Here is a 23,280-nt window from a genome sequence, read left to right as displayed (position 1 = left end):
CTACTGAACAGGGCAAATCCATGTCTCGGACGTCCGCGCAGCCCCCCGCCCAAAAGGCGGCACCTACGCCACCCGGCGACCAGCCCTCCGACGCGTCGTCGCTCTCGCACGGCCTCAAGCAGCGCCACCTCTCCATGATCGCGCTCGGCGGCGTGATCGGCGCCGGCCTCTTCGTCGGCTCCGGCACCGCCATCGCGGCGGCCGGGCCGTCGATCATCCTCGCGTACGCGATCTCCGGCGCCCTCGTCATGCTCGTGATGCGCATGCTGGGCGAGATGGCGGCCGCGTACCCGGCGTCGGGTTCGTTCTCCGTCCACTCCGAGCGGGCGATCGGCCCGTGGGCCGGGTTCACGGCGGGCTGGGCGTTCTGGTTCCTGCTGTGCGTCGCCGTCGGCCTGGAGGGGATCGGCGCGGCGGGCATCGTGCACGGGTGGGTGCCGGGCGTGCCCGAGTGGGCCTGGGTCGCCGTGTTCATGGTGCTGTTCACGGGGACGAACCTCGCGGCGGTGAAGAACTTCGGCGAGTTCGAGTTCTGGTTCGCCGCGCTCAAGGTGGGCGCGATCGCGCTCTTCCTCGTCATCGGCGTCCTGGCGATCTGCGGCGCCCTGCCCGACGTCGACGCGCCCGGCATGTCCAACCTCACCGGCAACGGCGGCTTCATGCCGAACGGCACGGAAGGGCTGATCGTCGGCCTGCTCGCCTCCGTGTTCGCCTACGGCGGCCTGGAGACCGTCACCATCGCCGCCGCCGAGTCCGAGCACCCCGTGCAGGGTGTCGCCAAGGCGGTCCGTACGGCGATGTGGCGGATCGCGCTGTTCTACGTCGGCTCGATGGCGGTCGTCGTCGTCCTGCTGCCCTGGACCGCCGAGGAGATCCCGACCAAGGGCCCCTACGTCGCGACCCTCGACCACCTGGGTATCCCTGGCGCCGGGCAGATCATGAACGTGGTCGTCCTCGTCGCCCTGCTCTCCGCCATGAACGCCAACATCTACGGCTCCTCCCGCATGGCCAGTTCGCTGGTCGCGCGCGGCATGGGCCCGAAGGTGATCGGCAAGGTCTCCGGCGGCGTGCCGCGCATCGCGGTGCTGATCTCGGCGGCCTTCGGCTTCGTGTGCGTGCTGCTCAGCTACTGGCGGCCGGACGACGTCTTCGCCTGGCTGCTCAACACCATCGGCGCGATCATCCTCGTCGTCTGGTTCTTCATCGCCTTCTCGCAGCTGATCCTGCGGCGCAAGCTGGAGCGTGAGGCGCCCGAGAAGCTGGTCGTGAAGATGTGGGCGTACCCGTACCTGACGGTCGCGGCGCTCCTCGCGATGGGCGTCGTCTTCGTCCTGATGGCCCGTGAGCACGACACGCGGGTGCAGCTCTACTACACGGGCGGTCTGACGGTGGTCCTGGCGATCGTCGGCTACGTCCGGCAGAAGTCGGCGGAGAAGGCGGCCGTGCGGTAGCCCTGCCCCGTAGTCGTCGTGAAGGCCCCCGGACCGTTCGGTCCGGGGGCCTTCACGCGTATGGGCCCTAGGTCGAAGGGCTGATCACCACCAGGTCGCACCTGCTGTTAGCCTGCACTTGCACATTGATTGCAATAAGCTCTGCACTGCAGCACCTTCAGCCGGAGGACTCGGACGACATGGCGATCTACACGCTTCCTGAACTCCCGTACGACTACGCGGCGCTCGAACCGGTCATCAACCCGCAGATCATCGAGTTGCACCACGACAAGCACCACGCGGCGTACGTGAAGGGCGCGAACGACACCCTCGAACAGCTCGCGGAGGCGCGCGACAAGGAGGCGTGGGGCGCGATCAACGGCCTGGAGAAGAACCTGGCCTTCCACCTCTCCGGCCACATCCTGCACAGCATCTACTGGCACAACATGAACAGCCCGAAGGACGGGGGCGGCGGCGAGCCGCTCGCCGCGGACGGGGTCGGCGACCTCGCCGACGCGATCACCGAGTCCTTCGGCTCCTTCGCCAAGTTCAAGGCGCAGCTCACCAAGGCGTCGGCGACCACGCAGGGCTCGGGCTGGGGCGTCCTCGCCTACGAGCCGCTCAGCGGCCGCCTCATCGTCGAGCAGGTCTACGACCACCAGGGCAACGTCGGGCAGGGCTCGACCCCCATCCTCGTCTTCGACGCCTGGGAGCACGCCTTCTACCTGCAGTACAAGAACCAGAAGGTCGACTTCATCGAGGCCATGTGGCAGGTCGTCAACTGGCAGGACGTCGCCAAGCGGTACGCCGCCGCGAAGGAGCGCGTGAATTCCTTGCTGCTCGCCCCCTGACCGGGCGCGCCCCCCTACGCCCCGCCTCGTGATCGTCTTCTCAACCTTCACGCAGGGCGGCGGCCGAAAAGACAGCCCCCCGCGAGGACGTGACTCGCGGGGGGCTGTCGGTATGCGAGGTTCCGGTGGAATGTGGCGCCATGACCGTCGCCTCGAAGCACTGCCCCAACTGCGGGGGCAGCGGCGCTGCTCCCGCACGGGATGCCTGCGCGTGCAGCGGCACTTCAAGGCCGGTGACGGTTTCAACCTTCCGGAGTCCTTCCGCTGACCCGGAGAGGTCTGACCCGAGGGGGTGGGGCGCCATGGCCCGAAAGAGGAAGCTGCCGTGCGAGACCTGCGGAGACGACGAGCCGCACCACCTGCTCGACAAGGATGAGCAGCGCAAGCTCGTGAAGGCCGCCGGGGTCAAGCACCCGCACGAGTTCTGGATGTGCGACGGCGACGACGGGGACTGCCGGACCCTGCGGACAGGGTTCAACCAGCGCCCCTTCGGCGGCGGCCCCCGCAAGCTCTCCTAGGGCCGTTCCCCCGGGCCCGGTCAGTCGAAGATCGGGCCCTGGGTGCGGGTGCGCTTGATTTCGTAGAAGCCCGGGACCGAGGCGACCAGCAGGGTGCCGTCCCACAGCTTGGCCGCCTCCTCGCCCTTGGGGGCGGGGGTGACGACGGGGCCGAAGAAGGCGATCTGGTTGCCGTCCGCGCCGGGGACCGCGATGACCGGGGTGCCGACGTCCTGGCCGACCAGGTCGATGCCCTCCTTGTGGGAGGCGCGCAGCTCGTCCTCGTACTTGGTGCCGTCCCAGTGGTCGAGGAGCGACGCGGGCAGGCCGACCTCGTCGAGCGCGCCGGCGACGGCCTCCTTGGTCGGGCCCTGGCCCTGGTTGTGGATGCGGGTGCCGAGCGCCGTGTACAGGTCGCCGAGGACCTCCGCGCCGTGCTCCTGCTGCGCGGCGATGACGACGCGGACCGGGCCCCAGGCCTGGGTGCGCATCATCTCCTGGTACTCCTCGGGGAGCTCCTCCAGGCGCGGCTCGTTCAGGACGGCGAGGCTCATCAGGTGCCAGCGCACCTCGATGTCGCGGACCTTCTCGACCTCCAGGACCCAGCGCGACGTCATCCAGGCCCAGGGGCAGAGCGGGTCGAACCAGAAGTCGACGGGGGTCTTCTCGTCCACAGTGGACATTGCTCTCCTCAAGAAGTCGCGAAGTCACGAAGTCACCGGGTGGTTGTGCCTGCGGCAACGCGACCGCGGCCATGCGCATTCCCGGATGTCCGGCGCGGAGGCCGCGTGCGAGGATCGTAGGCGTTCGAACGGCCCCACGAGGGCCCGGACAGGCCACCGGCCGGACCACAGGTCGGGCCAGATCGAAACGTCACGAAGGAGTGCCGCCGTGCCCGGAGAGAATCTGTCCCGCGACGAGGCCCGCGAGCGGGCGGGTCTGCTGTCCGTCGACGGGTACGAGGTCGCGCTCGACCTGCGCTCCGCGGTCGGCGAGGCCACCGGCGACGGCCCGCGCACGTTCCGTTCCGTGACGACGATCCGGTTCCGCGCGAGCGAGCCGGGCGCCTCGACGTTCGTCGACCTGATCGCCCCGTCGGTCACCGCCGTCTCCCTCAACGGCGAGGACCTCGACCCGGCCGCCGTGTTCGACGGCAGCCGCATCCACCTGGAGAACCTCGCCGAGGAGAACGAGCTGGTCGTCGACGCCCAGTGCGCCTACTCCCGCACCGGCGAGGGCATGCACCGCTTCGTGGACCCCGAGGACGGCGAGGTCTACCTCTACACGCAGTACGAGCCCGCCGACGCGCGCCGCGTCTTCGCCAACTTCGAGCAGCCCGACCTCAAGGCCCCGTACCGCTTCAGCGCGCAGGCCCCCGAGGGCTGGACCGTCTGGTCGAACGGGGTCGGGGAGCTGGCCGACGGCGTGTGGCGGTTCGCCGAGACCAAGCCGATCTCGACGTACATCACCGCCGTCGTGGCCGGTCCGTACCACTACGTCACCGACACCTACGAGCGCACCCTCGACGACGGCTCGACCCTCGTCGTGCCGCTCGGCGCCATGTGCCGCAAGGGTCTCGCCCCCTACTTCGACGCGGACGACGTCTTCCTCGTCACCAAGCAGGGCCTCGACTTCTTCCACGACAACTTCGACTACCCGTACCCCTTCGGCAAGTACGACCAGGCGTTCGTGCCCGAGTACAACCTCGGCGCGATGGAGAACCCGGGCATGGTCACCTTCCGCGAGGAGTTCATCTTCCGCGGCAAGGTCACGCAGGCGTCGTACGAGCGCCGCGCCAATGTGATCCTGCACGAGATGGCCCACATGTGGTTCGGCGACCTCGTCACGATGCGGTGGTGGGACGACCTGTGGCTGAAGGAGTCCTTCGCCGACTTCATGGGCTCGTTCTCGATGGTGGAGGCGACCCGGTTCACCAACGGCTGGATCACCTTCGCCAACAACCGCAAGGCGTGGGCGTACCGCGCCGACCAGCTCCCGAGCACGCACCCGGTCACGGCGGACATCCGCGACCTGGAGGACGCGAAGCTCAACTTCGACGGCATCACCTACGCCAAGGGCGCGAGCGTGCTCAAGCAGCTCGTCGCCTATGTGGGCCGCGACGCGTTCCTCGAAGGCGCGCGCCGCTACTTCAAGCGCCACGCGTACGGGAACACCCGCCTGGGCGACCTGCTGTCGGTCCTGGAGGAGACGAGCGGGCGCGACATGGGGTCGTGGGCGCGGTCCTGGCTCCAGACCGCCGGGGTCAACTCCCTCACGCCGCAGGTGATCCTGAACAGCGAGGGACGGATCACCGAGCTGGCCGTCGTCCAGGAGGCCGCCGAGTCCCACCCGGAGCTGCGCCCGCACCGGGTCGCCATCGGCCTGTACCGCCGCTCGCCCGACGGCAGCGTGGAGCGGTACGCGCGCGCGGAGGTCGACGTGGAAGGACCGCGCACGATCGTCACCGAGCTGGCCGGGGCCGACGCCCCGGAGCTGGTCCTCGTCAACGACGACGACCTCACGTACTGCAAGATCCGCTTCGACGAGAACTCCCTCGCCACGCTCCGCGAGCGGCTCGGCGACATCACCGACCCGCTGGCCCGCGCCCTGTGCTGGTCCGCGCTGTGGAGCCTGACGCGGGACGCGCTCATGCCGGCCCGCGACTTCGTCGACCTCGTCCTGCGGTTCGCCGGGCGCGAGTCCGACATCGGCGTCCTCCAGATGCTGCACGCCTGGGCCCGCTCGGCGCTCACCCACTACGCGGTCCCGGCCTGGCGCGAGGAGGGCGGCAGGCTGCTCGCCGAGGGCGCCCTGCGCGAGCTGCGCAACGCCGAGCCGGGCAGCCAGCACCAGCTGACCTGGGCGCGGTTCTTCACGTCGGTCGCGTCGAGCCCGGCCGACCTCCAGCTCCTTGAGGGCCTGCTCGCGGGCAGCGCGAAGATCGACGGCCTGGAGATCGACCAGGAGCTGCGCTGGTCGTTCCTGGACACCCTCGCCACGTACGGCGCCGCCGACGAGGCGCTGCTCACCGCCGAACTGGCCCGCGACGACACCGCGTCCGGCAAGCGCCACCAGGTCCGCTGCCTGGCCGCCCGCCCCTCGCAGGCCGTGAAGGCGCAGGCGTGGGCGCAGGTCGTGGAGTCCGACGCGCTGTCGAACGCGCTGGTGGAGGCGGTCATCGCCGGGTTCCAGCAGCCGTCCCAGCGCGAACTCACCGCCCCGTACGCGCAGAAGTACTTCGACGTCATCGAGCGCGTCTGGCAGGAGCGTTCGATCCAGATCGGCATGGACGTCGTACGCGGGCTCTTCCCGGCGCTCCAGGACACCCCGGAGACCCTGGAGCGGACCGACGCGTGGCTCGCCGCGCACGAGGACGCGGCGCCCGCGCTGCGCCGTCTCGTCCTGGAGGCGCGGGACGACCTGGCGCGCGCGCTGCGCGGACAGGCGTGCGACGCGACCGCGGCCGGCTGACGGACCGGGCGTGGCGCCGGGTTGACGGAACCCCGGCGCCGCGCCGTCCGGCGGGTGTTACGGAATGCGGGTACGACTGCCCGTAACCCGTCTGCCGCCTGGCCCTTTCGGCATGAGCGGACCCCGACTTTAGGGCGAACTTGTCCGGTTTTGTCGACGGCCTTGTAACAGCGGTTAGCGGAGCGGTCCGGTCCGGGAAGGTCCGGGTCATGAACCACGACACCACCCCCGCCTCCCCCGGCACCCCCGCCCCGCTCTCCCCCGCCTCCCCGCGCCCCCTCGGCCACCTCCTCGACTCGCAGCGGCGCGTCATGAGCGCGGCGCAGCTCAAGGCCCACGGGGTCACCGCCGCCGCCGTCCACGGCCAGTGCCGCCCCGGCGGGCCGTGGCAGCGCGTCCTGCCCGGGGTGATCCTCCTCCACCCGGGTCCGGCGACCGGCGAGGAGCGGCTGCAGGCGGTGCTCCTGTACGCGGGCCGCCCCCAGGAGGACCGCGCACAGCCGCGCCGCACCGGGGGCGTACCGGCGCAGCCCCTCACCGGCGACGTCCACCCCGCGCCCGCCGTGCCGTACGCGGAGGCCATGGTCACCGGGCTCGCGGCGCTCTCCCTGCACGGGTTCGTGTCCGCTCCCCCGCTGCTCTCGCTCGACCACGTCGACGTCCTCGTGCCGCGCACCCGCAGGCTGCGCTCCACCGACTTCGCCCGCCTGGTCCGCACGACCGCGATGCCGACGCCCGTCCAGCGCGACGGAGTGCCGGTCGCGCCCGTGCCGCGCGCCCTCGCGGACGCGATCGCGCAGCTCTCCGACGCCTCCGCCGTGCGCCGCCTGCTGACGGAGGCGGTGCGCGCCGGACACTGCGAGCCGGCCGCCGTCGTACGGGAGTTGACGCAGGCCCGGCTGCTGACGCGGCCGCACGTCGTGGACGCCGTGGACTCCCTGCTCGCGGAGGGGCGGGCCATCGCCGAGGACCGCCTGTACCGCATGGTCGTCGAGTACGGGCTGCCCGACCCGCTGTGGAACGTGGACCTGCGCCTGCCCGGCGGCCCCCACCTCGGCGGCGTCGACGCCTACTGGCCCGAGCACGCCGTCGCCGTGGAGCTGGACACCCGGGCGCCGCGCCAGGACGAGGACGCGCTGTGGAGCGAGTACGCCCGCAAGCGCGAGCACCTGGAGCGGCTCGGGATCACTGTCGTGCACCTCACGCCGCGCAAGCTGCGCGAGGCCCTTGAGCAGCAGGCGGCCGTGGTCCGTACGGCGCTGATGGCGGCGGCCGACCGGGACCCTGCCGCCTATGTCGTGGTGCTGCCGCGCTAGCCCTTCTTCAGGACCAGCTCGGTGTTGCGGTCGCCCGGGGTGCCGGAGAGGGTCGCGCGGGAGCCGGGGGCGTTGAAGGCGAGTTCGCGGTAGAGGGCGGCGAGGCCGGTCTGGCTGAGATCGGTGAAGTCGGTGCGGGAGGGCGCGGCGGACTCGACGCACGTGGTGAAGAGGGAGAGCGTGCCGTCGTGGTTGTCGGTGATCTCGATGATCCGGGCCAGCTGGGGGAAGTCCACGTGGGACGCGGTGGAGATCTCCCAGTAGCCGCCGGTGCCGGGCTCGCCGGTGTGCGGGGTGATGGCGTTCTTGTGGCTGTGCCCGTTGACCCAGGCGAGGACCGGGCGGTGGCGGCCGAGGAGGGCGGCCAGCTCCTTGCCGCCGTGGCGCTGTTCGCCGGGGTGGTGCGGGTCCTCGCGGAGGTTGCGCATCGACTTGCTGGTGTGGTGCGAGAAGACGACGACGTGGTCGCCGTTCCTCTCGGCCTCCTGCAACTGGTGCACCAGCCAGCGCAGTTGGCTCGTGCCGAGGGAGCCCTCGTAGTGGCCGCCGGGGTCGGTCGTGTCGAGGCTGACGCCGAGGACGTCGCCGGAGATCCGGAACGTGTAGTACTGGGTGACGGCGGCGAGGTTGTCCCGCGTGTACCCGTGGCCGACCGGGCCCGGGCCCGTGTGCGCCGGGTCGAGGTGCGCGGCCAGGTATTCGGCGGGGGTGAACGGGGCGCGGGCCTCGTCCGGGGTGACCCGGCGCATCGCGCGCGTGTTGCTCCGCAGGAGGTCGCGGAAGGCGGTGCCCTTGGGGTCGCCGCCGCGCTTGACGTTGTCCCAGATCGCCTTGGACGCCGAGCCCGGCAGCTCCATCAGCTTGCGCCCGCCGACGGCGAACTCGGCGAAGAAGGAGTCGCCGGGCGCGTAGCAGCCGCCGGGCAGCGCGTCGTGGTTGCCGACCGTCGAGTACCAGGGCAGGTTCAGGCCCGGGCTGCGCAGTTCGGCGATGGCCGCCGCCAGGAAGCCGGGGATGCGCGGGAAGCCGTGGCCCTGCTTGTCGGCGTCGCGCCGGTCGGTGTCCGGCTGCCAGTAGAGCGGGATGCCGCTGTTCTGGACGCCCTCGTAGTGGCGCGGGTCGCCGCTGTTGGGTGTGATGCGGCCGCCGCTCATCGTCTTGAGGAACCAGTCGAGCTCGGTGCGGGAGTTGTTGTCCGTGTTGTCGCCGGTCGTCATGACGAAGTGGAGCGGGGAGGCGGTGACGGGCGCGCCGCGCAGCGCGTTGACCCGCTCGACGAGGGACACGGCCCCGGCGACCGAGAGCGCCTCTTGTGGGCGCCAGGCGCTGGCGGTCTGGGCGCGCAGGTACTCGTAGCGCAGCGGGTGCTGCACGTCGACCAGGTGCAGGTCGGTGAATTGCACGAAGGCCGCGAGCGCGGTGCGGCGGGCCGCGCGGCCGGAGCGGGCGGAGGACAGCTCGGCGCGGACGACGCGGTCCCAGGCCGGTCCGGCGCCGAGGCGGCGGTAGCCGGACCCGGCCGGTCCGGTGGCGACGGAGGCGAGGGTCGTGCCGCGGGGGTACGGGGTGAGCGGGGCCGCGGGCGCGCGGCGGGAGGAGAGCGTGCCGTCCGGGGCGGGGCCCGTGGCGGCGGCCGAGCCGCCCGGCGCGAGGGCGTAGCCGAGTCCGGCGGTGAGCGTCGCCGCGCCGGTGGCGGCCAGGAGCGTACGGCGGTCGAGTGCGGCGGCGGCTTTGGTGACAGAGCGTAGGCGCGACATGGCGCGGTCTCCCCGGGTGCGAACGCGTCGACAGTGGCGTACTGGATCGTTGGCAGCGGGGGTGGCGTGCGCGTGAACGGGGACGCAACGCGCAGCGCCGATCGCGGTACGTGGATCACCGGGGGCGTCCTGGCGCGCCGGGTCGTCATGCGCGGGGAGGAACTCGCCCCCCGCACTGTCACCCTGCGTTCACTTTTCAGGGAAGCAGGTGCCCTGACGGCGGGCGCTCGCGCCACAGTCGCAGGCCGACGTCGACGAGTTCGACGCGCGGCAGTTCGTCCACGGCGTCGAGGTCGTGCCAGGCGGCCATGTCCGTGGAGCCGCTCTCCTCGTGGCGCAGGGTGCCGCCGGTGACGGTGGCCTCGTAGACGAGGCGCAGGCCGTGGAAGTCGGCGACCGTGCCGAGCTTGCGGGGGTAGCGGCGCAGGACGGTGTGGACGCCGAGGAAGGCGATGGGGTCGACGGTGTAGCCGGTCTCCTCGTCGACCTCGCGCACGACCGTGTCGTAGGGGTCCTCGCCGTGGTCCATGCCGCCGCCGGGCAGGGTCCAGCGCTTGCTGCCGTCCCCGGCGACCCAGCGGGCGAGCAGGATCCTTCCGTCGCGCACGCACACGGCGTACGCCGCCACCCTCAGCTCTTTGTGCATTCCCCGACGCTAACGGAGAGTTCGAGCTCTCCACCGAGGGTTCAGGAACGGCCCACGATACGTCCGGTTAGCGGGCGGTTCGTCCCCGGTGGCGTATGGCGGAAGTACGCCATGGTTCCATCCCGCCCCGGGCAACTCTCCCCAAACTATGTCCACTTATATAAAGCTGAGCGGTCATCCGGCACCGAATTCCGGAGCCGTACGAACAATCTTCACGCACGACGCCCTCGTTGTCCCACTTCACGTACAGGGATGCTGATGACCCCCGATCCCCAGCGCGCACCCATATCCGGTGCGAGACGCGCGGCCCGGCTCGCGGCCGCCGCAGGTCTGGTGGCCGCGCTCACCGCGGCCGGGCCGATACCCATGGCCCTCGCCGCCGACGCGGACCCGGCAGGCACCACTCCGTCCGCCGACCCCGCCGTCAAGTCCGCCAGCGACAAGCTCGGCGCGCACGACGCGCAGCTCCTCGCCGACGCGAAGGCCGACGGCGAGAAGAACGTGACCCTCATGGTCGCGACCGCCCCGGGCGCCACCGAGCAGGTGGCCAAGCAGCTCGACGCGGTCAAGGGCGGCTCCGTGGGCCGCACCTACGACAAGCTCGGCTACGTCCGGGCGACGCTGCCGACCGGCAAGGCCGAGGCCGCCATCAAGGCCGCCGAGAAGCTCTCCTCCGTGCACGGCATCGACCTGCGCCAGGAGATTCAGCTCGACGACCCGACGCCCGCGGGTGACACCGCCAAGGGCGCGGCGAAGAAGGGCAGCGCCTCCTACGGGGCCCCGGGCAAGAACACCCCGGCGAAGAACCCGTACAACCCGTCCTTCGAGACGGGCGCCGTGGACTTCGTCAAGGACAACCCCAAGGCGGACGGCCGCGGGGTCACCATCGGCATCCTCGACTCCGGCGTCGACCTCGGCCACCCGGCGCTGCAGAAGACCACGACCGGCGAGCGCAAGATCGTCGACTGGGTCACGGCGACCGACCCGATCGTGGACAGCGACGGCACCTGGCGCCCGATGGTCACCTCGGTGACCGGGCCGACGTTCACCGCGGGCGGCCGTACGTACAAGTCGGCGGCGGGCACCTTCGGTTTCAGCACGTTCGCCGAGTCCGCGACGACCGGCGGCGACGCCAAGGGCGACCTGAACCGCGACGGCGACACCACCGACAAGTGGGGCGTCCTCTACGACGCGAAGGCCGGCACCGTCACCGTCGACCTGAACGACAACGGCGACTTCACCGACGACACCCCGATGAAGCCGTACAAGGACGGCTACCAGATCGGGTACTTCGGCAAGGACAACCCGGCGACGGACGTCGTCGAGCGCATCCCGTTCGTGGTGGAGATCCGCAAGGACGTCCCCATGGACCCGTACGGCGGTGACTGGGTCGGGCAGAAGCGGGACTTCGTCAACATCGGCGTCATCGAGTCCGAGCACGGCACGCACGTCGCGGGCATCACCGCCGCGAACGCGCTGTTCGGCAACAAGAAGATGAATGGTGCCGCGCCCGGCGCCAAGCTCGTCTCCTCGCGCGCCTGCACCTGGACCGGCGGCTGCACCAACGTCGCGCTGACCGAGGGCATGATCGACCTCGTCGCCAACCGCGGCGTCGACATCGTCAACATGTCGATCGGCGGCCTCCCGGCGCTCAACGACGGCAACAACGCGCGCTCCGAGCTGTACACGCGCCTCATCGACACCTACGGCGTGCAGCTCGTGATCTCCGCGGGCAACTCCGGCCCCGGCGCCAACACCATCGGCGACCCCGGCCTCGCCGACAAGGTCATCTCCGTCGGCGCGTCCATCTCCAAGGAGACCTGGGCCGCCAACTACGGCTCGCAGGTCGAGAAGCGCTACGCGATGATGCCGTTCTCCTCGCGCGGCCCGCGTGAGGACGGCGGCTTCACGCCGACCATCACCGCGCCCGGCGCGGCGATCAACACGACGCAGACCTGGCTGCCCGGCTCCCCGGTCGCCGAGGCGGGCTACTCGCTCCCGGCCGGCTACTCGATGCTCCAGGGCACGTCGATGGCGTCGCCGCAGGCCGCGGGCGCCTCGGCGCTGCTGCTTTCCGCCGCCAAGCAGAAGCACATCGCTCTGGACCCGGCGAAGCTGCGCACCGCGCTGACCTCGACCGCCAAGCACATCAAGGGCGAGCAGGCGTACGCCGAGGGCTCCGGCCTCATCGACATCGAGGACGCGTGGGGCGACATCCGGCGCGGCGCGAGCGCCCACACGTACACCGTGAAGGCGCCCGTCGACACCGCGATCGACTACGCGCTGAAGACGCCGGGCTTCGGCACCGGCATCTACGACCGCGAGGGCGGCCTCAAGGCCGGGCAGAAGAAGACCTACGACGTGACCATCACGCGTACGTCGGGCTCCTCGAAGCCGGTCCTGCACAAGCTGTCGCTGAAGAACAACTCCGGTGACACCTTCCGCATCGTCGGTTCGCGCCACGTCCTGCTGCCGCTGAACAAGGCCGTCACCGTGAAGGTGCAGGCCAGGCCGGACTCGGCCGGGCTGCGCAGCGCCATCCTCGAGGTGAACGACCCGCGCACCACGGGCGTCGACCAGCAGATCATGGCGACCGTCGTCGTCGCCGCGCCGCTGGCCAAGCCGTCGTACACCTTCAGCGCCAAGAGCTCGGTGCAGCGCAACAGCACCACGTCCTACTTCCTGACGGTCCCCGAGGGCGCCAAGGCGCTCCAGGTGCGGATGAGCGGCCTGAAGGACAAGAGCCAGACCCGCTTCATCTCCATCCACCCGTACGGTGTCCCGGTCGACCCGACGTCCACGCCGAGCTGCTACCCGAACTACGAGAACCCGGCCAACACCTGCCGCCCGGACCTGCGTTCGTACGCGGACCCGCAGGCCGGTGTCTGGGAGATCGAGGTCGAGTCGCGCCGTACGTCGCCGCTGCTCGACAACCCGTACACCCTGGAGGCGTCGGTCCTCGGCGCCACCTTCGACCCGGCGGTGCAGACGCTGCCCGAGGCGAAGGTCGGCACCCCGGCCGGCGTGAACTGGAAGGTCACGAACAACTTCGCGGCCATCAACGGCGGGAAGCTGGAGGGCGGCCCGCTCGGCTCGTCCAAGTCCGACCGGCCGTCCATCGCGAACGGCGCCACGCAGCGGACGACCGTCGAGGTGCCCGCGGGCGCCACGAAGCTCGACGTCTCCATCGGCAACGTCTCCGACCAGGCCGCCGACCTCGACCTGACGGTCAAGAACGCGGCCGGTGCCGTCGTCGCGACCTCCGCCGACGGTGACTCCGAGGAGTCCGTCAGCATCGCGAAGCCGGCCGCCGGTACGTACACGATCGAGGTCGCGGGCTACTCGGTGCCGTCCGGGTCGACCGCGTACGACTACGTCGACGTGTTCTACTCGCCGGCGCTCGGCGCGGTGAAGGTCGACGACACCAAGACCGTGACCCTGGCCAACGGCGCGTCCGCGAACGTGGCCGCCGAGGTCTCCGCCGCGGCCGCCGCGCCGCAGGGCCGCGAGTTCTTCGGCGAGGTGCGCCTCGTCAACGAGCGCGGTGTCGCCGCGGGCGTCGGCAGCGTGAAGATCGAGAAGGTCACCGAGTAAGCACGCGGGTGACGCAAGCGCGGGGGCGGATGCTGATGGGCGTCCGCCCCCGTCGCCGTTTCTCAGCCCCCGCCCGGGCCGGCGAAAGCCAGGCCGCGAGGACGCCGGCACGGGCGCCGGGCACACGGGCCCCGGTCACGCAATCCCGGCAGCCTTGCCGGACGCGCGGGTGACGTGAGCGTGGGGGCGGATGCCGATGAGCGTCCGCCCCGGTCGCCGTGGTTAAGCCCGCCTCCGGGCCGGGGAGAGTCAGGCCGCGAGGACGCCGGCACGTGTGCCGGGCACGCAGGTCTCGGTCACGCAAGACCGGCAGCCTTGCCGGTCGCGCGGGTGCAGCGGAAACGGGGGCGGATGCCGGTGGGTGTCCGTCCCCGTCGCCGTGGATCAGCCCGCGTCCGGGCCCGGGCAGGGTAGGTCGCGGGAGGTGGGGAGTGCCGTGAGGATGTTCTCGCGGGCGCGGGGGACGGCGGGGCCGGTCGCCCAGTCCCGGGGGCCCTGCCGGTCCTGGGGGTGCAGGGGGATCGCGATGAGCGTGTATGTGCCGGGCCGCAGGTCGGCGCGGGCCGTTCCGTCGAGCGTGACGCTCACCGTCGGGTGCCGCGCCGCCGACCGCTCGGGCCGGTAGTACCGCTTCACCTCCAGGACCACCTGTACGTCGCCGTCGGCGCGCGGCGTCACGCTCCGCACCGTGCCTTCGAGCGACCAGCGCAGGCAGGCCAGGCGCAGAGCTCGCTGATGGATGCTCGGTCCGTCCTTCGCCTTCCCGGCCGCGCTGTCGGCACTGACGCTCTTGTCACTCGCGCCACCCGGCGCCTGCACGCCGAGCCAGACCATGCCGCCCAGGACGGCGGCGGCGCAGGCCGCGACGAGCCCGCCGAACGCGATCCGCGACGGCCTGCGGCGGCGCGCCGGCGCGGTCACGCGTACGGGCTCCGGCTCCGGGCGGGCCGCGAGCGCGTCGCCGAGGCCGTGAATTCGCTCACGCAGGAGCGTGACGTCCGCGGCGACCGCCGCGGCGTCCGGGTCGTCGCCGGGCAACGGCTCCCCGGTGATCGCGAGCATCAGGAGCCGGTCCTCGCGCGCTTTGTCGTCCACGTCACACCACCTCCTGTTCGTGCAGTCGCGCCCTCAGCAGGCGCACGGCCGTGTGCAGCCGGCTCTTGACGGTGCCCTCGGGCACGCCCAGCTCGGCCGCGATGTCCCGGACCGGCAGATCCGCGTAGAAGCGGAGCACGACCACCTGCCGTTGCTGGTCCGGCAGCTCGTCGAGGCCCTGGGCGACCGCGAGGGAGAGGACGCGGGTGTCGGCTGCGTCCCCGGCGTCCTCCTGGCGCAGCGCGGCGAGGCGCTCCCCGAGCCGTTCCTGGCGGCGGCGCGCCCGGTGCCAGTCCATGGCCAGGTTGGAGGCGACGACCGCCGCCCAGGCCGAGACGTCGCGCGGCGCGTCCTGCCCCTTCGCCGCCCGTTCGAGCAGCCGGAGGCGGACCTGCTGCACCCCGTCCGGCAGGTCCGCGTACGGCACCCCGCCCAGTGACAGGACGGCCCGCACCCGGTCCTCGACGGCCGCGTCGAGCGGGTCGTCAGGACGCCCCCTGGGTCTTCTGCGCAGCACTGCCTCTCCCCTCCCGCGTGTGCCCTACGACGCACGGAGGGGCCGAAACGTTCGCCCGGATCGCGCGCGTGGTTCCCGGCGGGCCCTGTGGTGAAGCCCACGCGTCCCGCACCTCGGACAATCGATTGGACAAGGCGGCCCTGGACAGACACATCATGGACGCACCCGCAGGCCGGAGGGCCGCACGCACACTCGGAGGAACCCTGTGAAGGTCGGAATCGTCGGAGCCACCGGTCAGGTCGGCACGGTCATGCGCAAGATCCTGGTCGAGCGCGCCTTCCCGGTCGACGAGCTGCGCCTGTTCGCGTCGGCGCGCAGTGCGGGCACGGTGCTGGACGGCGTGACGGTCGAGGACGCCTCGACGGCCGACTACACGGGCCTGGACATCGTCCTGTTCTCCGCCGGTGGCGCCACCTCCAAGGCGCTCGCCGAGAAGGTCGCCTCGCAGGGCGCCGTCGTGATCGACAACTCCTCGGCCTGGCGCAAGGACCCCGAGGTCCCCCTCGTCGTCTCCGAGGTGAACCCGCACGCCATCGCGGACCGCCCCAAGGGCATCATCGCCAACCCGAACTGCACGACGATGGCCGCCATGCCGGTGCTGCGCCCGCTGCACGAGGAGGCCGGGCTCGAAGCGCTGGTCGTCGCCACCTACCAGGCCGTCTCCGGTTCGGGCCTCGCGGGCGTCGCCGAGCTGCACGGGCAGGCCCAGAAGGTCGTCGCCGACGCCGACAAGCTCACGCACGACGGCGAGGCGGTCGACTTCCCCGAGCCGAACGTCTACAAGCGCCCCATCGCCTTCAACGTGCTGCCGCTCGCGGGCAACATCGTCGACGACGGCCTGAACGAGACGGACGAGGAGCAGAAGCTCCGCAACGAGTCCCGCAAGATCCTGGAGATCCCGGCCCTCAAGGTCTCCGGCACCTGCGTCCGCGTGCCCGTCTTCTCCGGCCACTCCCTCCAGGTCAACGCCCGCTTCGCCCGCCCGATCTCCGTCGAGCGCGCCACCGAGCTGCTCGCGGGCGCCCCCGGCGTCGAGCTGTCCGACATCCCGACGCCGCTCCAGGCCGCCGGCAAGGACGCCTCGTACGTGGGCCGCATCCGCGGCGACGAGACGGTGGAGAACGGCCTCTCCCTGTTCGTCTCCAACGACAACCTCCGCAAGGGCGCTGCGCTGAACGCGGTGCAGATTGCGGAGCTGGTGGCGCAGGAGCTCGGCGCCAAGTAGGCGGGGCGCGTCTGCGGGGTTCTTCACCGTTGCCGGGTGCGGCGTACGTCGTGGCTGGTCGCGCAGTTCCCCGCGCCCCTGAGATGCGCACTGCGTGCGCCATCTCGTGGGGCTGCGGCACAGCCACCTCGCGTCAGGGGCGCCGTACCTCGAAGTGCAGGCAGCCGTACTCGACGGCCCGGACGTGCACCAGCGCCACGTCTGGGTCGGTGAACGCCTCGTCCAGCGCCGCGTCGAAGGCGGCCGTCGCGTCGGCCGGGATCTCCAGGAGCCGCCCGCCGACGATGTGCCCGCGCGCGTCGTAGCGGCGCAGGGTGCGCAGGGCGCCGGTCCGGTCGAAGGGGTAGCGGCCGGGGTCGGGCACGTAGCCCCCGCAGTCCTCGGCGTGGGCGTGCAGGAAGACCGGGCCCTGTTCGTCGTACGCGCCCGGGTCGGCGCCCGTCGCGGCGGCCCAGCGGCGCAGCGGCGCATACGAGACGAGCGCGATGCGCTCCCCCTCCCGGATCGGCGTGAGGCAGCAGCGCAGCGGGGAGCCCGCGTCCTGTGCGGTGGCGGTGTACGGGCGGCAGGGGCGGCCCGCGTCGTCGGTGGTCCTCAGCTCTTTCAGCGCGGCTTCCTCGATGGGGCGCGCGGTGTACCTGGTCATGGCTCCAGCGTGGTCCCGCGCCCGCGTGTTCACCGGCGGAAAACGGACATCGCGCTCGTACGCCCCCGCGTGGAAGGATGACCGGAAACGTCCGACCGCAGAACGACACGTAACCGCACTAGGAGATGACCGCGTGCCTGGCACCAATCTGACCCGCGTAGAGGCGCAGCAGCGGGCGAAGCTGCTCACCGTTGACTCGTACGAGATCGATCTCGACCTCTCCGGCGCGCAGGAGGGCGGCACCTACCGTTCGGTGACGACCGTGCGCTTCGACAGCGCGGAGGCGGGTGCCGAGACGTTCATCGACCTGGTCGCGCCGACCGTGCACGAGGTGGTCCTGAACGGCCGCGCGCTCGACGCCGCCGCCGTCTTCCAGGACTCGCGCATCGCGCTGAGCGGCCTGGAGCAGGGGGCGAACGAGCTGCGGGTCGTCGCCGACTGCGCGTACACGAACACCGGCGAGGGCCTGCACCGCTTCGTCGACCCGGTCGACGAGCAGGCGTACCTGTACACGCAGTTCGAGGTGCCGGACGCGCGGCGCGTGTTCGCGAGCTTCGAGCAGCCGGACCTGAAGGCCACCTTCCAGTTCACGGTGAAGGCGCCGAGCGGCTGGACGGTGATCTCGAACTCGCCGACGCCCGAGCCGAAGGACGACGTCTGGACCTTCGAGCCGACCCCGCGCATGTCGACGTACGTCACGGCGCTCATCGTCGGCCCGTACCACGCGGTCCACTCGACCTACGAGAACCCGCAGACGGGTCAGTCGGTTCCGCTCGGCATCTACTGCCGTCCCTCGCTCGCCGAGCACCTCGACTCGGACGCGATCTTCGAGGTGACGCGGCAGGGCTTCGACTGGTTCCAGGAGAAGTTCGACTACGCGTACCCGTTCGCCAAGTACGACCAGCTCTTCGTGCCCGAGTTCAACGCGGGCGCGATGGAGAACGCGGGCGCGGTCACCATCCGCGACCAGTACGTCTTCCGCTCGAAGGTGACGGACGCCGCGTACGAGGTGCGGGCCGCGACGATCCTGCACGAGCTGGCGCACATGTGGTTCGGCGACCTCGTCACCATGGAGTGGTGGAACGACCTGTGGCTGAACGAGTCGTTCGCCACCTACGCCGAGGCCGCCTGCCAGGCGTACGCGCCCGGCTCGAAGTGGCCGCACTCGTGGACGACGTTCGCCAACTCCATGAAGACGTGGGCCTACCGGCAGGACCAGCTGCCCTCCACCCACCCGATCATGGCGGACATCAACGACCTGGACGACGTGCTCGTCAACTTCGACGGCATCACGTACGCCAAGGGCGCCTCCGTCCTCAAGCAGCTCGTCGCCTACGTCGGCGAGGACGAGTTCTTCCGCGGTGTGCAGGCGTACTTCAAGCGCCACGCCTTCGGCAACACCCGCCTCTCCGACCTCCTCGGCGCCCTGGAGGAGACCAGCGGCCGTGACCTGAAGTCCTGGTCGAAGGCGTGGCTGGAGACCGCCGGCATCAACGTCCTGCGCCCGGAGATCGAGACCGACGAGCACGGCGTCATCACCTCCTTCGCCGTCCGCCAGGAGGCCCCCGCGCTGCCCGAGGGCGCGAAGGGCTCCCCGACGCTGCGCCCGCACCGCATCGCGATCGGCCTGTACGACCTCGACGACGCGAGCGGCAAGCTGGTCCGCGTCGACCGGGTCGAACTGGACGTCACCGCGAGCGAGTCGACGCAGGTGTCCGAGCTGGTCGGCAAGCGCCGCCCGGCCGTGATCCTGCTCAACGACGACGACCTCTCCTACGCCAAGGTCCGCCTCGACGAGCAGTCCCTCGCCACCGTCACCGCGCACCTCGGCGACTTCGAGTCCTCCCTGCCGCGCGCCCTGTGCTGGGCCTCCGCCTGGGACATGACCCGCGACGCCGAACTCTCCACCAGCGCCTACCTCGACCTCGTCCTCTCCGGCATCGCCAAGGAGTCCGACATCGGCGTCGTGCAGTCCCTGCACCGCCAGGTCAAGCTCGCCATCGACCTGTACGCGGCCCCGGCGCACCGCGACACCCTCCTCGCCCGCTGGACCGAGGCGGCGCTCACCCACCTCCGCACGGCCGAGGCGGGCAGCGACCACCAGCTCGCGTGGGCCCGCGCGTTCGCGGCGACGGCGCGTACGCCGCAGCAGCTCGACGTCCTGGTCGGGCTGCTCGAAGGCACCCAGACCATCGAAGGGCTCGCCGTCGACACCGAGCTGCGCTGGGCGTTCGTGCAGCGGCTCGCGGCGGTCGGACGCTACGACGAGGCGGAGATCACCGCCGAGTACGAGCGTGACCGCACCGCCGCCGGTGAGCGGCATGCGGCGACCGCGCGGGCGGCGCGGCCGACGCCCGAGGCGAAGGCGGAGGCGTGGGCCTCCGTCGTCGACTCCGACAAGCTGCCCAACGCGCTGCAGGAAGCGGTCATCGGCGGCTTCGTCCAGACCGACCAGCGGGAGCTGCTGGCGCCCTACACCGAGAAGTACTTCTCGGTGCTGCGCGAGGTGTGGGACTCGCGGTCCCACGAGATGGCGCAGCAGATCGCGGTGGGCTTGTACCCGGCGATCCAGGTCTCCGAGTCGACACTGACCCGCACCGACGAGTGGCTGTCGTCGGCGTCCCCCAGCGCGGCGCTGCGCAGGCTGGTCTCGGAGTCGCGGGCCGGGGTGGAGCGGGCGCTTCGGGCGCGGGCCGCGGACGCGTAGGCGGTTCCGTCTGCCCCGCTGCGGTTCGTCGCGGACCGCGGGTGCGTGGGGGCTGGTCGCGCAGTTCCCCGCGCCCCTGAGATGCGCACTGCGTGCGCCATCTCAGGGGCCCATGGGGCTGCGGCGGAGCCGCATGCCTCAGGGGCGCGGGGAACTGCGCGACCAGCCACCGCCGGGCCGCGGCCGCGAGACGACGTGGACCTGGCAGGACGTTGCGACACCCGCCCCGGGTGGAGTGACGTGGAGCACAAGCCGCTGCCGTACAGTTGAGCCCGGTCGATACCTGACCGCGGCAGATCGGAAGGGCAGCAGGCGTGACCGTCGACGACTCGGGCTCCGGCACGGGCACCCCATCCGACCCCGAAAAGGAGAAGCAGGACGCGGAGGACACCGATCCCGCCGATCCGCTCGCTCTCCGGCTCGAAGGGCTGATTCTCGGCGCCGAGCGCCGCTACACCCCGTTCCAGGCGGCCCGCAGCGCGGGCGTCTCCATGGAGCTGGCGTCCAGGTTCTGGCGGGCGATGGGCTTCGCCGACATCGGGCAGGCCAAGGCGCTGACGGAGGCGGACGTGCTGGCCCTGCGCCGCCTCGCCGGTCTCGTCGAGGCGGGGCTGCTCAGCGAGGCGATGGCCGTGCAGGTCGCCCGTTCGACCGGGCAGACGACCGCCCGGCTCGCCGAGTGGCAGATCGATTCCTTCCTGGAAGGGCTGACCGAGCCGCCCGAGCCCGGGATGACCCGTACCGAGGTCACGTATCCGCTGATAGAGCTGCTCCTGCCCGAGCTGGAGGAGTTCCTCGTCTATGTGTGGCGGCGCCAGCTCGCGGCGGCGACCGGGCGCGTCGTGCAGGCCGGTGACGACGAGGAGATGGTGGACCGGCGGCTCGCCGTCGGGTTCGCGGACCTCGTCGGGTTCACGCGGCTGACCCGGCGCATGGAGGAGGAGGAGCTCGGCGAACTCGTGGAGGCCTTCGAGACGACCGCGGCCGACCTGGTCGCGGCGCACGGCGGCCGGCTCATCAAGACGCTCGGCGACGAGGTGCTCTTCGCCGCCGACGACGCGGGCATCGCCGGGGAGATCGCGCTGCGCCTCATCGAGACGATGAGCAATGACGAGACGATGCCGGAGCTGCGGGTCGGGATGGCTTTCGGGACCGTGACGACGCGCATGGGCGATGTCTTCGGGACCACCGTCAATCTCGCCAGCCGGCTCACCTCGATAGCTCCCCGGGACAACGTCCTGGTGGACGGCGCCTTCGCCGAGGAGCTGATCCGTACCGGCGAGGCGCCCGCCTCGGAGGCCGAGGCGGCGGCCGCCGCGGAGAAGGCGGCGGAGCAGGGCGAGGAGCCGCCGTCGTACCGGTTCGCGTTGCAGCCCATGTGGCAGCGGCCCGTGCGCGGTCTCGGCATCGTCGAACCCTGGACGCTGACCCGGCGCACCTGACATCTTGGCGGTTAACTGTCGTTAACCGGAAGGGTGAGCCATGGGTGATGAGCAGCGGTTCGGGGAGTTCGTGGCCGTCCGGCGGCACGAGGGCGGGACCGTCGCCGAGGTGGTGCTCGACCGGCCCAAGGCCATGAACGCGGTCAGCAGCGAGATGGCCCGCTCCCTCGGCGCCGCCTGCGAGGCGCTGAGTGCGGACCGTGCCGTCCGGGTCGCCGTCCTCACCTCCAGCAACGAGCGCGCGTTCTGTGTCGGCGCCGACCTGAAGGAGCGCAACTCCTTCTCCGACGCCGAGCTGGTGCGCCAGCGGCCCGTGGCCCGGGCCGCGTACACGGGCGTCCTGGAGCTGCCGATGCCGACGATCGCGGCCGTGCACGGGTTCGCGCTCGGCGGCGGCTTCGAGCTGGCCCTTGCCTGCGATCTGATCGTGGCGGACGCGAGCGTGGTCGTGGGGCTGCCCGAGGTGTCGGTCGGCGTGATCCCCGGGGGTGGCGGTACGCAGTTGCTGCCGCGCCGGGTCGGAGCCGCGCGCGCCGCCGAGCTGATCTTCTCCGCGCGCCGCGTGGAGGCCGAGGAGGCGGGCGCGCTCGGCCTCGTCGACCAGGTGGTGGCGGCCGGGCAGGACCGCACGGAGGCGCTCGCCCTCGCCGCGCGGATCGCCGCGAACTCGCCCGTCGGGCTGCGGGCCGCCAAGCGCGCGCTGCGGCTGGGGCACGGGCTGGACCTGCGGGCCGGTCTTGAGGTGGAGGACGCGGCGTGGCGCTCGGTGGCGTTCTCGGGTGATCGGGCGGAGGGCGTCGCCGCGTTCAACGAGAAGCGGAAGCCGCAGTGGCCCGGAGAGTGAGCAATCCCGTACGGGCCTGATGCCCCCGGTATAGCCGTACCCAGCTCACCGTAATGCCGGAAAAGTCCCTAACCTGAATAGATGGGTGACGATGTCCGGCTGCGCGCCGTCGTGGAACTCGCGCAGGGCATGGCCGCTGCGCAGAGCCCGCGCGAGTCCTGGCGGGCCGCCGCCCTCGGCGCGTGCCACGCGTTGTCGGGGAGCTTCGCCGCCCTGTCGGTGTGGGAGCGCGAGCGCGGGCGGCTCCGGGTCCTGGCCAATGTCGGGGAGCGGGCCGAGGGCGAGGAGGAGTTCCCGGAGAACGAGGCGTATCCGGTGCACCGCTTCCCGGAGATCACCGAGTTCCTGCACGAGCGGTGGGCCGGGGGCGGGGAGCCGGACGCCTGGGTCGAGACGGCGGACGGGCCGGTCGAGCGCGCCGGGTACTGCCATCAGCGGGTCGCGGCCCTGCGGCGGCGCGGGCGCGGCTGCTGTGTCGTCGCGCCGATCGTGCTGCACGGCCGGGCCTGGGGCGAGCTGTACGTGGCGCGGAAGGCCGGGGCGCCGGTGTTCGGGCCCGAGGACGCCGACTTCGCCACGGTCCTGGCCTCCGTGGTCTCGGCCGGGATCGCGCAGACCGAGCGCCTGGAGGAGGCGCGGCGGCTCGCCTTCACCGACGCGCTGACCGGCCTCGCCAACCGCCGCCTGGTCGACATACGCCTCGACGAGGCCGTGGAGCGGCACACCGCGCAGGGCGCCGTCGTCAGCCTCGTCGTCTGCGATCTCAACGGGCTCAAGCGGGTCAACGACACCCTCGGGCACGCCGCGGGCGACCGCCTCCTGGAGCGGTTCGGCTCGGTGCTCTCGCTGTGCGGCGCCATGCTGCCGGGGGCGCTCGCGGCGCGCCTCGGCGGCGACGAGTTCTGCCTGCTCGCGGTCGGTCCGGGCGCGGACGAGGTGGTGCGTGTGGGCGACGAGATCTGCTCGCGCGCCGCCGAGCTCGAACTGGGCAACGGGGTCGCGTGCGGCATCGCCTCCACCGGCGACCCCATCGGCGAGGTGACCAGCGCGCGGCGGCTTTTCCGGCTCGCGGACGCGGCCCAGTACCGCGCGAAGGCGCTGCGCTCGGCCAAGCCGGTCGTGGCCGGGCGCCACGGCGGCCTCGACGACCCGGTCGTACGGCTCGCGGACTCGCCGCCGCCGGTGCCGGGGGAGCGGCGCCGCATTCGCGGCCGGGACCCGCGTCCGCCCGGGTAAGGGGCG

The 23,280-nt window shown here is 71.8% G+C and carries 17 protein-coding genes; 11 read left to right on the top strand and 6 right to left on the bottom strand.

The window, feature by feature from the left end; all coding sequences use genetic code 11:
- Window positions 1–20 precede the first annotated feature (20 nt).
- The 3 genes from ABZ877_RS25890 to ABZ877_RS25880 all read left to right on the top strand — a co-directional run bounded on the left by ABZ877_RS25890 (window position 21) and on the right by ABZ877_RS25880 (window position 2,799).
- A complete protein-coding gene (locus tag ABZ877_RS25890) occupies window positions 21–1,451 on the top strand; it encodes an amino acid permease (protein WP_361075199.1) in 1,431 nt (476 codons plus the stop codon).
- A 179-nt stretch (window positions 1,452–1,630) separates the two neighbouring features.
- Complete coding sequence (locus ABZ877_RS25885; protein WP_361075197.1) at window positions 1,631–2,281, top strand: superoxide dismutase; 651 nt, start codon at window positions 1,631–1,633, stop codon at window positions 2,279–2,281.
- 302 nt (window positions 2,282–2,583) lie between these two features.
- Window positions 2,584–2,799, top strand: coding sequence for a hypothetical protein (locus tag ABZ877_RS25880; RefSeq protein WP_361075195.1), 216 nt, complete (start codon window positions 2,584–2,586; stop codon window positions 2,797–2,799).
- A 20-nt stretch (window positions 2,800–2,819) separates the two neighbouring features.
- On the opposite strand, the gene ABZ877_RS25875 is transcribed toward ABZ877_RS25880, so the two are convergent.
- Complete coding sequence (locus tag ABZ877_RS25875; RefSeq protein WP_361075193.1) at window positions 2,820–3,461, bottom strand: DsbA family protein; 642 nt, start codon at window positions 3,459–3,461, stop codon at window positions 2,820–2,822.
- A gap of 208 nt (window positions 3,462–3,669) precedes the next feature.
- Here ABZ877_RS25875 and pepN (ABZ877_RS25870) point away from each other — a divergent pair, with 208 nt between their 5' ends.
- Together pepN (ABZ877_RS25870) and ABZ877_RS25865 are read left to right on the top strand one after the other, a co-directional pair.
- Window positions 3,670–6,249: an aminopeptidase N gene (gene pepN / locus ABZ877_RS25870; RefSeq protein ID WP_361075190.1), complete on the top strand. Its 2,580-nt coding sequence runs from the start codon at window positions 3,670–3,672 to the stop codon at window positions 6,247–6,249.
- Between the two features lie 209 nt (window positions 6,250–6,458).
- Window positions 6,459–7,565: a hypothetical protein gene (locus tag ABZ877_RS25865; protein ID WP_361075189.1), complete on the top strand. Its 1,107-nt coding sequence runs from the start codon at window positions 6,459–6,461 to the stop codon at window positions 7,563–7,565.
- Here ABZ877_RS25865 and ABZ877_RS25860 read toward each other — a convergent pair.
- Together ABZ877_RS25860 and ABZ877_RS25855 are read right to left on the bottom strand one after the other, a co-directional pair.
- The gene (locus tag ABZ877_RS25860; protein ID WP_361075187.1) at window positions 7,562–9,322 is read right to left on the bottom strand and encodes a TIGR03767 family metallophosphoesterase; all 1,761 of its coding nucleotides are present in this window, start codon (window positions 9,320–9,322) and stop codon (window positions 7,562–7,564) included. The two genes, ABZ877_RS25865 and ABZ877_RS25860, sit on opposite strands and share 4 nt — an antisense overlap.
- Before the next feature lie 196 nt (window positions 9,323–9,518).
- On the bottom strand, window positions 9,519–9,968 hold the full coding sequence (locus ABZ877_RS25855; protein WP_361075185.1) for an NUDIX hydrolase: 450 nt from the start codon (window positions 9,966–9,968) through the stop codon (window positions 9,519–9,521).
- Between the two features lie 258 nt (window positions 9,969–10,226).
- On the opposite strand from ABZ877_RS25855, the gene ABZ877_RS25850 reads away from it, so the two are divergent.
- Window positions 10,227–13,562: a S8 family serine peptidase gene (locus ABZ877_RS25850; protein ID WP_361075183.1), complete on the top strand. Its 3,336-nt coding sequence runs from the start codon at window positions 10,227–10,229 to the stop codon at window positions 13,560–13,562.
- Between the two features lie 384 nt (window positions 13,563–13,946).
- Here the strand turns inward: ABZ877_RS25850 and ABZ877_RS25845 are convergent, their stop codons facing one another.
- Entirely contained in the window at window positions 13,947–14,657 is a 711-nt protein-coding gene (locus ABZ877_RS25845) for a hypothetical protein (protein ID WP_361075181.1), read from the bottom strand.
- A gap of 1 nt (window position 14,658) precedes the next feature.
- Entirely contained in the window at window positions 14,659–15,174 is a 516-nt protein-coding gene (locus ABZ877_RS25840) for a sigma-70 family RNA polymerase sigma factor (protein ID WP_361075179.1), read from the bottom strand.
- A gap of 205 nt (window positions 15,175–15,379) precedes the next feature.
- On the opposite strand from ABZ877_RS25840, the gene ABZ877_RS25835 reads away from it, so the two are divergent.
- Window positions 15,380–16,399, top strand: a complete 1,020-nt coding sequence (locus ABZ877_RS25835; protein WP_361075177.1) for an aspartate-semialdehyde dehydrogenase — start codon at window positions 15,380–15,382, stop codon at window positions 16,397–16,399.
- A gap of 133 nt (window positions 16,400–16,532) precedes the next feature.
- Here ABZ877_RS25835 and ABZ877_RS25830 read toward each other — a convergent pair whose 3' ends face one another.
- Window positions 16,533–17,045, bottom strand: a complete 513-nt coding sequence (locus tag ABZ877_RS25830; protein WP_361075175.1) for a DUF1203 domain-containing protein — start codon at window positions 17,043–17,045, stop codon at window positions 16,533–16,535.
- Between the two features lie 133 nt (window positions 17,046–17,178).
- Here ABZ877_RS25830 and pepN (ABZ877_RS25825) point away from each other — a divergent pair, with 133 nt between their 5' ends.
- The 4 genes from pepN (ABZ877_RS25825) (at window position 17,179) to ABZ877_RS25810 (ending at window position 23,274) form a co-directional block, all read left to right on the top strand.
- Window positions 17,179–19,752, top strand: coding sequence for an aminopeptidase N (gene pepN / locus ABZ877_RS25825; RefSeq protein WP_361075173.1), 2,574 nt, complete (start codon window positions 17,179–17,181; stop codon window positions 19,750–19,752).
- Window positions 19,753–20,066: 314 nt separating this feature from the next.
- Window positions 20,067–21,194 (top strand): adenylate/guanylate cyclase domain-containing protein, encoded by a 1,128-nt coding sequence (locus ABZ877_RS25820; RefSeq protein WP_361075171.1) that lies wholly within the window; start codon window positions 20,067–20,069, stop codon window positions 21,192–21,194.
- A gap of 40 nt (window positions 21,195–21,234) precedes the next feature.
- On the top strand, window positions 21,235–22,038 hold the full coding sequence (locus tag ABZ877_RS25815) for an enoyl-CoA hydratase-related protein (RefSeq protein WP_361075170.1): 804 nt from the start codon (window positions 21,235–21,237) through the stop codon (window positions 22,036–22,038).
- 81 nt (window positions 22,039–22,119) lie between these two features.
- Window positions 22,120–23,274, top strand: a complete 1,155-nt coding sequence (locus ABZ877_RS25810) for a diguanylate cyclase (protein WP_361075169.1) — start codon at window positions 22,120–22,122, stop codon at window positions 23,272–23,274.
- Window positions 23,275–23,280: the final 6 nt, after the last annotated feature.

Origin of the sequence: Streptomyces sp. NPDC046939 (assembly GCF_040644575.1) — a bacterium.
GTDB lineage: Bacteria > Actinomycetota > Actinomycetes > Streptomycetales > Streptomycetaceae > Streptomyces.
Note: the sequence above shows the minus strand (reverse complement) of the source record. Positions and strands in the feature narration are given on the sequence as shown.